The 16,084-nt window shown below is 35.7% G+C and carries 15 protein-coding genes; 1 reads left to right on the forward strand and 14 read right to left on the reverse strand.

Translation table 11 applies throughout. From position 1 onward, the window contains the following. Positions 1-31: 31 nt before the first annotated feature. Both J3U50_RS02070 and J3U50_RS02075 read right to left on the reverse strand, forming a co-directional pair. A complete protein-coding gene (locus tag J3U50_RS02070) occupies positions 32-1,669 on the reverse strand; it encodes a DAK2 domain-containing protein (RefSeq protein WP_301945552.1) in 1,638 nt (545 codons plus the stop codon). Between the two features lie 55 nt (positions 1,670-1,724). After that, positions 1,725-2,084 (reverse strand): Asp23/Gls24 family envelope stress response protein, encoded by a 360-nt coding sequence (locus J3U50_RS02075; protein WP_034531081.1) that lies wholly within the window; start codon positions 2,082-2,084, stop codon positions 1,725-1,727. Positions 2,085-2,311: 227 nt separating this feature from the next. On the opposite strand from J3U50_RS02075, the gene rpmB reads away from it, so the two are divergent. Continuing rightward, positions 2,312-2,497, forward strand: coding sequence for a 50S ribosomal protein L28 (gene rpmB / locus J3U50_RS02080; protein WP_034531080.1), 186 nt, complete (start codon positions 2,312-2,314; stop codon positions 2,495-2,497). Positions 2,498-2,584: 87 nt separating this feature from the next. On the opposite strand, the gene J3U50_RS02085 is transcribed toward rpmB, so the two are convergent. The 12 genes from J3U50_RS02085 to recN form a co-directional block, all read right to left on the reverse strand. Further along, positions 2,585-3,232 (reverse strand): thiamine diphosphokinase, encoded by a 648-nt coding sequence (locus J3U50_RS02085; RefSeq protein ID WP_301945473.1) that lies wholly within the window; start codon positions 3,230-3,232, stop codon positions 2,585-2,587. A 2-nt stretch (positions 3,233-3,234) separates the two neighbouring features. Continuing rightward, positions 3,235-3,885: a ribulose-phosphate 3-epimerase gene (gene rpe / locus J3U50_RS02090; protein ID WP_053791762.1), complete on the reverse strand. Its 651-nt coding sequence runs from the start codon at positions 3,883-3,885 to the stop codon at positions 3,235-3,237. A gap of 10 nt (positions 3,886-3,895) precedes the next feature. Further along, positions 3,896-4,795 (reverse strand): ribosome small subunit-dependent GTPase A, encoded by a 900-nt coding sequence (gene rsgA / locus J3U50_RS02095; RefSeq protein ID WP_301945474.1) that lies wholly within the window; start codon positions 4,793-4,795, stop codon positions 3,896-3,898. A gap of 45 nt (positions 4,796-4,840) precedes the next feature. Further along, entirely contained in the window at positions 4,841-6,736 is a 1,896-nt protein-coding gene (gene pknB / locus J3U50_RS02100; protein ID WP_054608165.1) for a Stk1 family PASTA domain-containing Ser/Thr kinase, read from the reverse strand. 12 nt (positions 6,737-6,748) lie between these two features. After that, positions 6,749-7,480: a Stp1/IreP family PP2C-type Ser/Thr phosphatase gene (locus J3U50_RS02105; protein ID WP_301945475.1), complete on the reverse strand. Its 732-nt coding sequence runs from the start codon at positions 7,478-7,480 to the stop codon at positions 6,749-6,751. A 2-nt stretch (positions 7,481-7,482) separates the two neighbouring features. Next, positions 7,483-8,820 (reverse strand): 16S rRNA (cytosine(967)-C(5))-methyltransferase RsmB, encoded by a 1,338-nt coding sequence (gene rsmB / locus J3U50_RS02110; protein WP_301945476.1) that lies wholly within the window; start codon positions 8,818-8,820, stop codon positions 7,483-7,485. Then, positions 8,810-9,766, reverse strand: a complete 957-nt coding sequence (fmt, locus tag J3U50_RS02115) for a methionyl-tRNA formyltransferase (RefSeq protein WP_054608168.1) — start codon at positions 9,764-9,766, stop codon at positions 8,810-8,812. The genes rsmB and fmt overlap by 11 nt, the downstream gene beginning before the upstream one ends. Positions 9,767-9,779: 13 nt before the next feature. Beyond that, positions 9,780-12,194: a primosomal protein N' gene (priA, locus tag J3U50_RS02120; RefSeq protein ID WP_301945477.1), complete on the reverse strand. Its 2,415-nt coding sequence runs from the start codon at positions 12,192-12,194 to the stop codon at positions 9,780-9,782. 18 nt (positions 12,195-12,212) lie between these two features. Further along, positions 12,213-13,403, reverse strand: a complete 1,191-nt coding sequence (gene coaBC / locus J3U50_RS02125) for a bifunctional phosphopantothenoylcysteine decarboxylase/phosphopantothenate--cysteine ligase CoaBC (protein ID WP_368042533.1) — start codon at positions 13,401-13,403, stop codon at positions 12,213-12,215. A 97-nt stretch (positions 13,404-13,500) separates the two neighbouring features. Beyond that, positions 13,501-13,704 (reverse strand): DNA-directed RNA polymerase subunit omega, encoded by a 204-nt coding sequence (gene rpoZ, locus J3U50_RS02130; protein ID WP_041152297.1) that lies wholly within the window; start codon positions 13,702-13,704, stop codon positions 13,501-13,503. Continuing rightward, on the reverse strand, positions 13,704-14,321 hold the full coding sequence (gene gmk / locus J3U50_RS02135; RefSeq protein ID WP_034531069.1) for a guanylate kinase: 618 nt from the start codon (positions 14,319-14,321) through the stop codon (positions 13,704-13,706). The genes rpoZ and gmk overlap by 1 nt, the downstream gene beginning before the upstream one ends. A 63-nt stretch (positions 14,322-14,384) precedes the next feature. Beyond that, the gene (gene recN, locus J3U50_RS02140; protein WP_301945479.1) at positions 14,385-16,076 is read right to left on the reverse strand and encodes a DNA repair protein RecN; all 1,692 of its coding nucleotides are present in this window, start codon (positions 16,074-16,076) and stop codon (positions 14,385-14,387) included. Positions 16,077-16,084: the final 8 nt, after the last annotated feature.

Genomic DNA, 16,084 nt, shown 5'->3' on the forward strand with positions numbered 1-16,084 from the left:
TAATAAAAAAATCGGAGAAAACTCCGACATTTTATTCAACAGAAATTAAGTATGGGTAGACTGGTTGTCCTCCCGGATGAACTTCAACTTCTAAGTCATCATCAATTGCTTCAACTTGTTCAGCTAATTCATCAGCTTGATTTTGTGTCATGCCTTCACCATAAATAATGGTTACGACTTCACTATCTTCATCAAGCATTTCCTTAATCATATCGATAGTAGTTTCATTTAAGTCGTCTTTAACAACCTTAATCTTACCATCGATAATTCCCATGTAATCGTCTTTCTTGATTTTAACACCATCAATTTCGGTGTCTCTAACAGCGTTAGTAACATCTCCACTAACTACAGTGTCTAACATATCTTCCATTTCAGATACGTTATAGTCTAGACTAGCATCAGGATTGAAAGAAAGCATTGTTGTTAAACCTTGTTGAATTGTCTTTGCGTGAACAATTTCAACAGGAATTTCGGCAACATCAGCAGCTTGTTGAGCAGCCATGAAGATATTACCGTTATTTGGAAGAATAATTGCTTTCTTAGCATTGCTATTATTAATAGCATCTAGAATGTCTTGAGTACTTGGGTTCATGGTTTGACCACCCTTGATAACATCAGTAACACCTAGACTGGTAAATAGTTCACCAATTCCGTCACCAGAAGCGACTGCAATAATTGCTGTTTCTTTTGGTTCTGACTTAGTTTCTTTCTTAGATTCATCGTCTTTTTCAATAATTGTTTCTTGTTGTAAACGCATATTATCAATCTTAACGTTGGCTAAGTCACCGAACTTTTGTCCCCATGAAATAACTTCACCAGGTTGTTCAGTATGAACATGGACCTTAACAATTTCATCATCATTAACAACTAATAATGAGTCACCTAAACCGGCTAAATGATCATAGAACTTATCGTAGTCAAAGTCGTATTCAACTTCCTTACCGCGACCAATTCTCACCATGATTTGGGTACAGTATCCAAACTTAATGTCGTCTGGGTTTAACTTACCTTGTGCACTTTCATGACTTTGTTCATGGCTTGCATCAATCATTTGATCCATTTCACCAGTATTTGGTTGATGGCTAGTTTCAATTTCTCGTCCATTTAAAACATCACTAAATGCTTTAACAACGAAAACTAAACCTTGTCCACCTGAATCAACAACACCAACTTGTTTCAATACTGGTAACAAATCAGGTGTTGATTGAAGAGCTTGTTCAGCAGCATCAGCTAAAATATCAAATAATTCAGCTAGGTCGCTTGTGGTTGCACTTTGACCTGCTTCAGAAATCCCTCTAATAACTGTTAGAATTGTTCCTTCAGTTGGTTTCATAACTGAACCATAAGCTGTTTTTTCACTGTTTTTAAAAGCTTCTACGATGTCTTGAGCAGAAAGGTTATCCTTTTCAGCAACAGACTTTGAAAAACCTCTAAATATTTGTGACAAGATAACTCCAGAGTTACCTCTTGCTCCCATCAATAGCCCTTTAGCTAATGATTGAGCTAATTCTCCAACAGATTCGCTAGTATCACGACTAACGTAATCAGCCCCACTTTGGAAAGACATACTCATATTAGTACCAGTATCACCATCTGGAACTGGGAAAACATTAAGTGAGTTTATAAATTCTGCATTATTATTAAGGGTAGTAGCAGCGGCTTGCACCATTTGATCAAATTTTGATCTATCTATATTTGAAATAGACACAAAAATGAACCTCCTTTTAGTCTAGAACTCTTACACCTTGAACAACGACATTAACAGAACTTGCACTAATGCCAAGCATAGATTCCAAATTGTACTTAACCTTGCTTTGAACATTTTTACATACTTCTGAAATTTTAGTACCGTAGCTAACAATAATATTTACTTCAATTGCAACATCATTGTCTTGTTGTGTTACCACAACTCCACGGGAATAGTTATCTTTTTTCAAAATATCGTTTACATTGTCTCGAATTTGATTTTTACTTGCCATACCAACAACTCCGTAGTTATCAGTAGCAGCTCCACCAACTACGGTGGCAATTACATTGTTATCAATATCAATTAATCCATAATCAGTTCTCATTTTTACGGCCATCACAATAGCCTCCTTAAAAGATAGATTTCTTAATATATTCGTAATATAATATTACCACATGTTTAAAAAAAGCTAAAGTATTGATATAATGAATATCGAAGGCTGTCAAGTATATTCACTTGAAAGAAAAGCATTGCAAAACAGGCTTCAATATGCTAAATTATTAGAGTGAGATGTAATAAAAGCAACGCTTTTGACTAGAAATCAATTAAAGGAGGAATTTACCAATGGCTAAAGATTTTATTAATGGTAAAAGAACTCATTATGGTAACAAACGTTCCCATGCTTTGAATTCTTCACGTCGTAGCTGGAAGCCAAATCTACAAAAGGTTCGTATCCTTGTAGATGGAAAGCCTAAGAAAGTTTGGGTTAGTGCCCGTACTCTAAAATCAGGTAAAGTTACTCGTGCCTAACAATATTTAAGTCTGACTCTTAATGTCAGACTTTTTTTATACCCTAAATAACAAAAAAGAGAACTGATATAATCAGTTCTCTTTTTTCTATGCATCTTTACTTTGGATTACACATAATACCCCATCATCAAAATCGAAGTGACATTTATCACCATCGAATTGATTGCTGGAATAAGCAAACGGTCTTTCAACATAGTAGTTAGCCAGTTTATATACCGCATCAAGAATTGATAAGTGCATTGCATTCATTGGAATAAACGCTAAGTAATGCATCATATCAATCTTTGTAATTTCATGTTCTCCCGGAGTAAAGTATTGAATTACATTTTGTTTATCAATAATTCTAATTTTTTCAACGATATCCCTAAATTTAGGTTCAGTCGCCAATAAGTAGTTAGAAATAAAGTGATCAATTCTACCACCAGTAGCACCAAAGATATTAATAACATCCGCCTTTAATTCATCAGAAGCAATTTTTAATGCTAGTTGGGTATCAGTATAGTCTTTATCAGGATTATAAGTTCGAATATCAGAAACGTTGTTTGAAATAATTTCAAATTCCGATTGATCCATTGAATCAAAATCACCAATTGAAATTAATGGTTTAATTCCCATTTGAACTAACCACACATTTCCTCGATCGACTCCAATCCAATCACCATTGATTTTGCCTTGTCTTAAACTATCAGGCCATAAATCAGTTGGCCCACCGACTAATAAATTGATCGTTTTCATAATTATTTAGTAGCGTCCTTAATTGCTTGAATTCTTTCAGCAGGATTTTCAGCACCGAATACGTATGAACCAGCAACTGCAACAGTTGCACCAGCTTTGGCAGCAGCTTGAACAGTTTCGTTGTTAACTCCACCATCAATTTCGATGTCAAAGTCGTATCCTTCAGCCTTCTTGATGTCGTCTAATTGCTTAATCTTCTTAACAGTTTCGTCTAGGAACTTTTGACCACCAAAACCAGGGTTAACAGTCATTACTAGAACTTGGTCAACCATGTATAGTACTGGTTTGATAGCTTCTACAGGAGTACCTGGGTTGATTACTACTTCAGCCTTAACACCCTTATTCTTAATCATTTGTAAAGCACGGTGAATGTGTGGAGTTGCTTCAACATGCACACCAATAATGTCCGCACCCTTGTCTGCAAATTCATCAACGAATCTTTCTGGGTTAACTACCATCAAGTGAACATCTAATACTAAGTTAGAAATCTTTCTGATTTGTGGAACCCAATTTGGACCGTATGAAATTGCTGGAACAAATGAGCCGTCCATTACATCAATATGTAATAGTTCTGCGTCCTTTTCAACTTTTTCAATATCTCTTTGTAGGTTTAAGTAATCTGCACTTAAGATTGATGGTGCTACTTTAATCATTATTAATTCCTCATTTCTTTTTATTATAAATTGGTTTTTTATTCTTTAATAAATCATATAACTGAACATAATCATGATAGCGTTCATGTGATAGTTCATCTTCATCTAACATTGCCTTGATTGCACAACCAGGTTCGTTGATGTGAACACATCCCCTGAATTTACACCTATCAGCATTTGCTCTGAATTCAGGGAAGTAATCCCTTAGTTCTTCAGGTCTGATGTCAAAAGCTTCGTAAGATGAGAAACCAGGTGTATCAGCTACTAATCCATTATTAATTTGAATAAAGCTAACTTTTCTAGTTGTATGTTTCCCACGGTTTAATGCCATGGAAATTTCACCAGTTGCTAAATTTAAATCTGGAGAGATTTGATTCAACAATGTTGATTTACCTGCCCCTGTTTGACCCATAAAGACAGTTTCTTTATTTTCAAACAATGATTTAATTTCATTAACTGATTCGACTTTATCATCGCTGTTGCTAGGAAGGATAACCTTATATCCAGCTTGTTCATAAACCTCTTTAACACCCTTAAAGTACTCAAACTGTTTATCATCTAATAAATCAGTCTTAGTAAAGTAAATGATTGGTGTAATTTTGTTAATTTCAACCGCAACTAATTGACGGTCTAACAAATTATATGAAAAATCTGGCTGAACAGCGGAAGTAACAACTACGGCTTGATCAATGTTTGCAATTGGAGGTCTCACCAATGAATTTTTACGGTCAAAAATCTTTAGTAAGTATCCTTCTTTTTGTGAACTAGATTCAAACTCGACGTCATCACCAACTAAAGGAGTTATTTTTCTTTTTCTAAAGTTACCTCTAGCTCTTGTTCGGTATATCTTTCCGTCACTAATAATATCATAGAATCCACTTAGGGATTGGAAAATTTTTCCTTCAGCCAATGTATCACCTCGTTAATTTATTTACTATTTTTATTATACCTTGCATTACTTCATTATCAAATCACCATTTCGATAAATTCGATATTGTGGTTTTTGATTTTTCTTTAAACTGTAAGGAATGCTGATGGTAGTATCTTTATTTATATAGACGGTTCGATAAAATTTTTCGTTACCGCCATCCTTATTAGAGTAGATTGTGATCTTATTTAGTCCACTGCTATCAACCTTTTTATAAGGTAATTTTACCGATACGTTAACGCTTCTTCTTAGATTTTGGTTATCAGAGCTTCCCTTCGATATCCAAAGTTCTACCTCGTCTCCGTAACTTAACAATAAACCAGTTGATGGACTTTGTTGGTAGACTTTTCCGGCAGGTTGACTCTTAGAATTTTCGTAGAAAACCTTAACATTTAAATGGTTTCCCTTCGCGTAGTTTCTTGCCTGTTCTTCGGTCTTACCAATTAAATTAACCATCTTAAAATTTCTAGTGTTAATTGCCACTACCAGGTTAATTGTTGTGTTATGTGGTTCCACCAAAGTTCCAGGGCGAATGCTTTGGCTAAGAATGGTGTCAGACTTAAATGAAGTATCATAACTGTATGATTTTTTAACCGTGAATCCCATTGTTGTCAATGAATGTTCAGCAGAATCGATTGAATCACCTAGGTAATTATCCATCTTGACCTTCTTATAACCACCCGAAACCTTCAAAACGATTCCAGAATGGTTAATCATCTTGGTTCCCTTGGCTGGATCAGTACCAATTACCTTATTCACAGCAACGTCAGTATTATAAGTGTATTTCACCTTGCTGACGATTAAGTGGGACTTCTTTAAAACCTTCGTAGCTTTACTAATTGACATGTTGGAAACGTTTGGTACCGTTACTCGGGTGAAGAAAGTGAAGTTAAAGAATAAGAATATTCCCGAAATAAACGCAAATAGTATCACAATTAATGTAAGTAATTTAAAGATACGATATTTATCCTTATATTCATGTTCTTCATCTACATGATGATCATGATATTTGTTTAAATCCTTTAGGTCCAAGACCTTGGTTTCACCATCATCGATTTCAGTCTTCGGAATCATAAAGTGTAATTTCGCTTCATCCATTCTTTCTTTGCTCATTGAAGTAAGAAGGTCTTCCTTCATGTCTAAAACAGAACTGTAACGATCCGATAATTTTTTGGCAGTTGCCTTAATCACAACATTTTCTAGCGCTTGTGTAACTAGACTGTTTTGTTCAATTATCGAAGGCAAGTTTTCCTTGGTATGCTTCATTGCAATGTTTACTGGTGAATCACCATCAAAAGGAACTTTCCCTGTAAGTAATTCGTACAAGATAATTCCCAATGAATAAACATCCGATTGGGTAGTAACCTTCTTGCCCAATGCTTGTTCAGGTGAAATATAGTGAATTGAACCAACAACTGCATTGGTTTGAGTTAATGCATTTTGACTTTCAATTAAGGCAATCCCAAAGTCTGTTACCTTAACGACACCCTTCTTATCAATTAACACGTTCTGTGGTTTTAAATCACGATGAATAATTCCATGACTATGCGCTTCATAAACCGCATCAATTAGTTGCGTCATGATTGCAATAACTTTATCAATACTGATTGGATAGTGCTTTTGAATGTAATTCTTTAAGTCCTGTCCATCAACGTATTCAGTTACCAAATACTGTAAATCACCTGATTGATTCAAGTCGTATACCTGAGCAATATGCTTACTATTTAATTTATTAATAGCTAGTTTTTCATACTTAAAATGACGTTTAGCTTTTTGACTACCTTGAAAATCAATTCGAATAATTTTAATTGTAACAAGACGGTTTTCCTTCATATCATATGAAAGATAGACATTAACCATCCCACCTTCACCAATCTTATCGATGATTTTATAGCGGTCATTTAAAACGTATCCTTTTTCCATAAACGATCACTCCTAACCCAAATCATCGATTAAAATAGCGGAAATATTATCTTTTCCACCGTTATCATTGGCAGTATCAATTAAACTATCAACCTTTTGTTTCCCACTTAATCGCATGTTTAAAATTTTTGAGATTGTCTCATCACTAACCATTTTGGTTAAACCATCACTACATAATAATAGTTGATCACCTGGTCTAAATTGAATGTTTGAGATGTCGACATCCGCATCTGAAGAAACTCCCAATCCCTTTACAATTACGTTTTGTAAATTGGAATCGATGCTTTCTCCATCTTTAACTTCGCCTTTTTCAATTAAAAAGTTAATGTATGAATGATCAACGGTAAGTTGCTTAAGTTGACTACTTCTTAATAGATAACAACGACTATCACCCAGATGGGTTAGTAGATATTGATTTCCAAAGAACAATGCGACAACAACAGTGGTTGCCATTTTACTTAAACTTTCATCCTTAATTCCCATTTCAACAATCTTATTATTTACATCGCTAATCGTTTGAGATAGCCATGATTTAGTATCAATAATTGAACTAATATGATGATTTTGAAAAGCTTGTCCAATAAAATCAACCGCTGTTGAAGCAGCAATTTCACCACCATTGCTTCCCCCAACTCCATCGGCTAGTATTGCAATTAAAGCGCCCTGTTGATTTTTAAAATAGCCAACATAATCTTCATTACTAATTCTTTGTTTACCAATAACAGAATTAGCAGCAACTTCCATTTCTATTCACCACCATTTTTTATTAAATTACATACGAAGAATCCGTCTGAATCGTAATCATCTGGGTAGATTCGAATGTAACCATCATTTAGCGGAATACCCATTTTGGAAAATGGATCAACACGTTTAAAATCAGGATTTTGCTTTAAGAATTCAGCAATCACGTCTGAATTTTCTTGATTTAGGATGGTACAAGTACTGTAGACTAGCTTACCACCTTTTTTAAGTTTTTTGGCCGCAGAAGTTAAGATGTCCAATTGGATGGATGCTAACTTTTTAACATCTTCCATCTTCTTTTCGTATCTAATTTCTGGTTTTCTTCTAATCAAACCAATTCCTGAACATGGTGCATCAATTAAAATTTGGTTGAATGTTTCATCATCATATAAATCATCAAGCTTTCTAGCATCACATGCTTGAGTGGATAAAACATCACTAACACCTAGTCGTTTAGCATTCTTTTGCACTTGTTTCAAACGATTATTGTGCAAGTCCAACGCTTCAACGTGGCCACCAGCTTCTTTGGATAGGTGTTCTGCAATTTGAGTGGTTTTTCCACCAGGTGCTGAACAAGCATCCAGAATTACATCGGACTCTTTAATGTCCATGGATTCCACTGGTAGCATTGCACTTTCATCTTGAATTGTCATTTGACCGTTCTTAAAAGTATCACTGTAACTAGCAGACTTCTTGGTTAAGATTAGTCCTGAATCAACCAGCTTACTGTTTTGTACACCATAACCATCAGCTTTTAGTTTATCTGATAATGATTGCTTACTAATTAACTTAGAATTAAAACGCACTGACTGCTTTGAAGGTTGATTAATACTCTTTAGGATGGAAAGTGTCTTCTCTTCACCCACTTGTTTATTCAATTCTTCAATCATCCATTCAGAAATACTGTATTCGATTGAAAGTTTCTTAATCGGATCATCAATGTCAGAAAAGTCCGGTAACCCTTTTCTTTCAATTTGATGGAGAACACCGGTAACTAAGCGTCTAATACCATCATGGCCCATTTTCTTCGCAATCTTGATGGTTTCATTAAAGACGGCTCTAGTAGGAATTTTATCCAAGTATTCCATTTGATAAATCGCTGAATACAATAATTCCTTGACCCAATCATCAACCTTATTGGCATTCTTTAGGAAGCGGTTTAACTGGTATTCTAATGTTAAACGATGTTGAATAACACCGTAAACAATGTTGGTAAGCAATGCGATATCACGACTGCTTAAGTCACTATTTTCAATGACTTGATTTAATTGTAGGTTGGAGTATGCTCCGTTTGAAATTTTACTAAGCGTCTTTACAGCCAGTAATCTAGGGTTACTTGACATCTTCTATCACCATATCTCCTTGTTGAATTGATTGACCTGCACCATTTAAGAAGGCGTTAATTGGTTGTTTTGGTTTACCTGAAGGTTGGATTTCCAAAAGTTGTAGAACAGTTCCATCTCCACAGGCAATCTTCAAGGCTTTCTTTGTCTTTTCGACCACTTGGCCAGGTTTTAAGTCAGTGGTTTCGTCTAAAGGTTTAGCACTCCAGAACTTAGTACGTTTGCCTAACATCATGGCAAATGCATTTGGTGATGGACGTAGCGCTCTAATCTTTCGATCGACTAGAAAGGCTGACTTAGAAAAGTCTAGTTCTTCTTGTTCTCTTGTGATGTTTGGTGAAAATACCACCTTGTCTTCATCTTGCGGAGTTGGGTTAACATCCCCAGCTGCCACCTTAGGTAAGGTTTCAAGAAGTAAATCTCGTCCAATGATACTTAACTTATCAAATAATGATTGGGTATCATCATCTGGTTGAATATCCAATGCTTGTTGAGATAATACATCCCCCGCATCCATCTTCTTAACCATGTACATGATTGAAATTCCTGTTTGCTTATCACCATTAATCAATGAATATTGAACTGGTGCACCACCGCGGTACTTTGGTAACAATGAACCGTGAACGTTAACTGCGGCAATCTTAGCAGCATTCAATAGCTTTTCCGGTAAGAATTGACCAAAAGCAGCAGTGATAATGAAATCAGGATTAATTTCTACAATCTTAGCCATTTCATCGCTACCACTAATTTTTTCAGGTTGTAGCACTGGAATCGATAATTCTTGTGCCGCTTCCTTTACCGGTGATGGTTTTAATACTCTTTTTCTTCCGAAAGGTCGATCTGGTTGGGTCACGACAGCTTGTACATCATAGTCGTTACTTTCCACTAACCCTTTTAATACAGGAACTGCAAACGATGGAGTTCCCATAAATACAACTTTTTTCATTTTATCTACATCCTTACATAAAGTTCAAAGGATCAGGGTCTATGTTTACATATAGTCCCTTTTGAGCATCCTTTTGATAATGATTTAATATATATTCCAAACATGGCTTCATATTTGGTTCGTTTTTATACTTAATAATAATTTGATAGTAGTACTTATTCTTTAATTTTAAGATTGAACTAGGAGATGGTCCTAACATAATTGCTTGGTCACTTAGCTTGGCCTTTAAAATCTTCGCAATTTCGTACATCTTTGCAGCTGCCTTAGCTTCGTTGACATCAGAAGCTGATATCTTAACAGTGAAATAATAAGGCGGATAGTTAGTCTGATGTCTAACATTCATTTCCTTACGATAGAACAATTCATAGTCCTGTCTTTGCGCTAGTCTAATTGCATAGTGATCCGGATTAAAGGTCTGAATATAAACCAATCCTTTTTTCTCTGCACGACCAGCACGTCCACTCACCTGAGTTAACAAATTAAATGTTCTTTCACTAGAACGAAAATCAGGTAAATCCAGTGAGGTATCAGCATTTAAAACACCGACAAGTGTAACGTTAGGAAAGTCTAGTCCCTTCGCAATCATTTGAGTTCCAAGTAAGATGTCGGCTTCACCGTTACCAAACTTTTGTAAGATTCGTTCGTGTGAACCTTTTCTTCTTGTGGTATCAACGTCCATTCTTAGAATCCGAGCGTTGGGTACCAATGATTGAAGTTTTTCTTGGACCTTTTGAGTTCCAGTACCGTAGTATCTGATTTTTTTACTACCACAGTTTTTACACTTATTAGGAATTGGTTCCTCGTGACCACAGTAGTGACACTTCATCGTTCTTGAATCCATGTGTAGAGTAAGTGAGATATCACAGTTTGGACAATGCAATACGAAACCACAACTACGACACATGACAAATGATGAGTATCCTCTGCGGTTTAACATCAACACAATCTGTTCGTGTTTTTGTAAACGATTGTTAATCGCAGATAGCAATTCAGATGAAAAATCTTCTTGACCGCTATTTTTAACCTCTTCCTTCATGTCAATAACCCTAACCTCTGGTAGGGCTTGGTTATTTATTCTGTGTGGAAGTTTGATTAGTTGATATACGCCCTTGGTAGCTCTTGCTCTTGATTCCAATGAAGGAGTCGCACTACCTAAAACTAACGGACAGTTGTGAAAAGTTGCTCGCCATTTAGCAACGTCTCTTGTATGGTATCGAGGTGAATCATCCTGCTTATAACTAGCTTCATGTTCCTCATCCATGATGATGATACCGATATTATCTAACGGAGCAAAGATGGCAGAACGGGCTCCAACGACCACGTCAGCTTCACCATTATTGACTCTGCGCCATTCATCGTACTTTTCACCATTTGATAAACCACTATGTAACATCGCTACTCGATTACCAAATCGACCTTTAACTCTTTTTACCATCTGAGGAGTTAACGAGATTTCAGGGACTAGCATTAATGCCGTCTTGCCTAATTCAAGCGCCTTTTGGATTGATTGAAGATATACTTCAGTCTTTCCAGAACCAGTAACACCTTCTAGTAAAAAGACCGTATCCTGGTTCCGCTTAGTTGCTGCACTAATTCTATCGACAGCACTTTGTTGATCGGCGTTTAATTTTAACGGTTTGTTTGTGCCAACTTTACCTTGGTATGGATTACGGTATTCTTCTTGCAAGAACCTAGTAAACCATCCCTTGTCAACCGCACTTTTAATCGCAGCTTCAGGAATATCAAAGTCATGAACCAACTTACGTTGAGCAATCTCTTTATCATTATGATTGACGATAAAATCTAGAATTTTAATCAGGTTCTTTGAGTTCTTACGGACCTTAGTTAACTCTTTTTTTGCTTGTTCAGTTGTTAGACTTGGTTTAATGGCATAAATCTTTTTAGCCTTTGCACCATCTGAAACCTTGTATTCGACAGAAAGTTTATTTTCTTTACGATATTGAATAATCTTCTTTAATACTGCTGCTGGATATTCATCCACGTCAAAATCAACGACAGTATCATCACCAAAAATGGCTAAAATATCGTCGTCGATTTCACTTGAAGCATTTAACACTAGTTGTTTTTGATACTTCGCTCTCATTACACTTGGGAGCATTGTTAAAATACAACTAATTTGAAAGGAATAGGTGTTTTCTGCCATCCATTTAGACATGTCCAGTAATTCAGTATTCAATACCGGATCCAAATCCAATAGTCCTGAAATTTCCTTTAATTCACCGTCAAAGGTTCCATTATTATCGATATCCCAAACGATTCCCTGGATTTTGCGTCCACCATTTCCAAATGGAACAATGACACGCATCCCTTTTTGAAGCTTATCGCTTAACTCATCTGGCACTAAGTAAGTATATGGTTCGTTAGTTTGCATTGTTGGCACATCAACAATTACTTTTGCTAAATTCAATCTAACTCCCCCTTTAATTTAATCGATTTTTTCACTAATGATATCAATCAATTCATTAGCAATTTTATCCTTACTTTCTACATCGCTTTTCTTAAATACCCCGTTTTCATCGATAAATGAAACTTGGTTATTATCACTGTTAAATCCGATTGCCTTGTTGCTAACATCATTAGCTAACAATAAGTCTAATTTTTTCTTGGCTAGTTTTTGTTTGGCGTTATCCAATAGGTTTTGAGTTTCTGCAGCAAAACCTACGACAAATTGATCATCCTTTATCTTTGATAATTCCTTTAAAATATCAGGTGTTTTTACCAAATGGATGTCTAATTCATCACCATTTTTCTTGATTTTTTGTTCTGAATATTTGGCTGGTGTGTAGTCAGAAACAGCTGCAGCCATTACTAAAACATCAGCATCATTGAAGTTATCCTCAATCGCACTCTTCATTTCACTGGCTGAACTAACATTGATAACGTTCACATTACCGTTGATATGTTGAGTTTCTGAAGATGAAATTAAAGTCACATCGGCGCCAGCATTCATGGCCGCTCTGGCAATCGCATATCCCATCTTACCTGATGAATTATTACTAATGTATCTAACCGGATCAATGGCTTCTCTTGTTCCACCAGCTGTGACAATCATCTTCTTACCAGCTAATCGATTATCTTGTTCAACCATTAATTCTAGTCTTTCGATAATCTCTTCTGGTTCAATCATTCTACCCTTGGCTTCGTATCCTTCAGCTAAGAATCCTGAAGTTGGATAGATAATTTTACAACCATCAGCCTCGATTCGTTGAATATTTCTTTGGGTTGCAGGATTATCCCACATATTATTGTTCATTGCTGGAACAATCACTTTTGTAGAAGGTGTTGCAAGCAGTGTCGTAGTAACTGCTTCGTCACCAATCCCATTAGCCAACTTGGCAATAGTGTTTGCTGTGGCTGGGGCAACAATTGAAATATCAGCCCATGTTGCAATATCAATATGAGTGATTTCATTAGCATCCTTTTCGTCAAAAGTATCAGTGAAAACAAAGTTTTTAGTCAATGTTTGAAAAGCCAATGGTGTAACGAATTGTTGTGCACCACCGCTCATAACGACTCTGACATCGTTTCCATTTTTAACTAATAATCGCGCTAAGGTTAATGACTTATATGCGGCAATACTTCCGGTAACATATAGTGCTATTTTTTTATTATTCACCAATCAAACCTCCCATATCTTAAGAACTTATTACCTATATTGTATCAAAAAATCAAAATAAAAACCCTTGCATTGCTGCAAAGGGTTAATTTATTTATTATTTGTTATCTCTAGTTAGTTCAACCTTGCCGGCAACGATTTCTTCGAAAGCCTTACCAACAGATTTTCTAGATTTGTATGAGTCTAATAATAATGGTGATCCAGCATCAATATCATGAGCTCTCTTACTTGCTAGCATGATTAATGAGTATCTTGAATCAACTCTTTCAAGTAGTTTGTCAACAGATGGATATAATAGCATTAGTCTTCTTCTCCTAACATTGATAGATAATCCGGCATTACGCGGTTAACTTTTAGTCTTTCGCTGTTAACGATAGTCTTAATTCTATCTACAGCATTTTCAACTTTGTCGTTTAATACAGCATAGTCATAATTTCTCATCATCTTGATTTCAGAAACGGCTGTCTTGATACGCTTATCGATAACGTCCATGTCATCAGTTCCACGACCAATTAAACGATTCTTTAGCACAACTAAATCAGGTGGGGTTAGAAATACAAATACTGCTTCTGGGCAATTAGCTCTAACCTGCATTGCACCATTAACTTCGATTTCTAAGAATACGTCATGACCTTCATCCAAAGTCTTATTAACATAGTTCAATGGAGTTCCATAGTAATTGTCAACGTACTTTGCATATTCTAGCATTTCACCATTTTTGATATGGTCTTCGAATTCTTCTTTACTAACAAAGAAATAGTCTTTACCGTTTACTTCACCTTCACGAGGACTTCTAGTAGTCATTGAAATTGAGTACTTGAAATCAACGTCTGGTTCGTTAAACAATGCTTTTCTAACAGTACCTTTACCAACACCAGAAGGTCCTGAAAGAACAATTAGCATTCCTCTTTTTGCCATTTTAAAACCCCTCAAAATTTTATAATACTACCATTATGGCCTATTTTACTGATTTTTTCAAATTTATTTTTTGGTTTCATCAGCTAACTTTAATAATTCGTTAGCGTGTTGAAGTGTTAAATCAGTGACCGTTGTACCAGATAACATTCTAGCAAGTTCATCAACACGTTTTTGAACTGATAACTTGATGATACTTGTCTTGGTACGATTCTTATCAATCTTCTTTTCAATAAAGTAATGATGATCAGACATTGCAGCAACCTGTGGTAAATGCGTAATACATAGAACCTGAGATTTTTGCGCAATCTTGCTGATTTTTTCGGCGATTGCTTGAGCAACTCTACCGGAAACACCAGTATCTACTTCGTCGAAGATGATTGAAGTAACACCTTGCATATTAGTGAATAAAGTCTTTAATGCCAACATAATTCTAGATAGTTCACCACCGGAAGCAATCTTTGATAGTGGCAACATTGCTTCACCTGGATTGGTTCTCATATAGAATTCAACACGTTCTGTTCCGTATCTGTGAAATTCACCGATTGGTAACTTTTCAAAGTTAACTTTGAATTCGGTCTTAGCCATGTATAAATCAGATAGTTGATCATGCACTGCTTCTTCAAGCTTGGTTGCGACAGCGTGACGCTCTGTGTTCAATTCATCAGCTAAATCACTCAACTTGTTTACGGTTGATTCATATTGTTCATTTAAATCTTCACCAGTAGTTTGGTCGGCTTGCATGGTTGAAAGTTCCTTAACCACATTATCGTAATGCTTTAGGATTTGTTCAATTGAATCACCATACTTACGTTTTAAACCGTAGATGACATTCAATCTTTCTTCGATTTCTTCTAAATGACCTTGGTCGAATTCTTGTAAGTCCATTTGATCAGAAATGTTGTCAGAAGCATCTTGTAGTAAGTAAAAAGCATTCTTGATGTTGTCAGAAATTTCTCTAAATTGAGGGTCAACTTCTTCAATTGATTCCATTGAATTCTTGGCTTCACCAATTACATCTAAAGGATTGAATGTTTCATCACCGTTAATGGCACTAAAACTCATGTTTAAGGCATCAACAATTTTTTGATAGTTAAGCAAATGGTCTCTTTGGCTAACTAGTTCTTCTTCTTCGCCAACTTCTAGATGAGCATTGCTAATTTCATTTTCCTGAAATTCCAACATATCAAGACGTTGTGACCATTCTTTTTCATTACCACGTTTTTCTTTGATTGATGCTTTCAATTGCTGGTAGTGATCAAAAGTTTCTTGGTACTTAGTTAAATTATCGCCAATTTGTTTATGACCAAATTCATCAAGTAAATGAACGTGTCTTTCTGGTTGCATTAATTCTTGATGTTCATTTTGACCATGGATGTCAACGATTGTCTCACCAATTTTCTTTAGCATTGTGGTATTAACAAGCATCCCATTGACACGACAAATATTACGACCATTTCTATAGATTTCTCTTTGTAAAATGACGCTATTATCGCTATGATCAATTCCCATGTCATCTAACACTTTATAGGTTAGACCATCTTCAGGAAACACAAATAAACCTTGAATTAATAACTTGTTACTACCAGTTCTAATAAGGTTTTGTGAACCTCTGCCACCAGCTAATAGGCCAACGGCATCGATAATAATTGACTTACCAGCACCAGTTTCACCAGTTAAAACAGTCATTCCATTGGAAAAATCAATTTCCAAATGGTCGATAATCGCAAAATCGCTAATTGATAGGTTTTCAAGCAATCAAAAGA

The organism is Lactobacillus sp. B3795, assembly GCF_026535805.1.
GTDB lineage: Bacteria > Bacillota > Bacilli > Lactobacillales > Lactobacillaceae > Apilactobacillus > Apilactobacillus kunkeei_C.

Excerpts from the sequence above, each read along its gene's own strand:
- J3U50_RS02070 (WP_301945552.1), bottom strand. The coding sequence starts at position 1,669 with ATGGTGCAAGCCGCTGCTACTACCCTTAATAATAATGCAGAATTTATA.
- J3U50_RS02075 (WP_034531081.1), bottom strand. The coding sequence starts at position 2,084 with ATGGCCGTAAAAATGAGAACTGATTATGGATTAATTGATATTGATAAC.
- rpmB (WP_034531080.1), top strand. The coding sequence starts at position 2,312 with ATGGCTAAAGATTTTATTAATGGTAAAAGAACTCATTATGGTAACAAA.
- J3U50_RS02085 (WP_301945473.1), bottom strand. The coding sequence starts at position 3,232 with ATGAAAACGATCAATTTATTAGTCGGTGGGCCAACTGATTTATGGCCT.
- rpe (WP_053791762.1), bottom strand. The coding sequence starts at position 3,885 with ATGATTAAAGTAGCACCATCAATCTTAAGTGCAGATTACTTAAACCTA.
- pknB (WP_054608165.1), bottom strand. The coding sequence starts at position 6,736 with ATGGAAAAAGGATACGTTTTAAATGACCGCTATAAAATCATCGATAAG.
- J3U50_RS02105 (WP_301945475.1), bottom strand. The coding sequence starts at position 7,480 with ATGGAAGTTGCTGCTAATTCTGTTATTGGTAAACAAAGAATTAGTAAT.
- rsmB (WP_301945476.1), bottom strand. The coding sequence starts at position 8,820 with ATGTCAAGTAACCCTAGATTACTGGCTGTAAAGACGCTTAGTAAAATT.
- fmt (WP_054608168.1), bottom strand. The coding sequence starts at position 9,766 with ATGAAAAAAGTTGTATTTATGGGAACTCCATCGTTTGCAGTTCCTGTA.
- rpoZ (WP_041152297.1), bottom strand. The coding sequence starts at position 13,704 with ATGCTATTATATCCATCTGTTGACAAACTACTTGAAAGAGTTGATTCA.
- gmk (WP_034531069.1), bottom strand. The coding sequence starts at position 14,321 with ATGGCAAAAAGAGGAATGCTAATTGTTCTTTCAGGACCTTCTGGTGTT.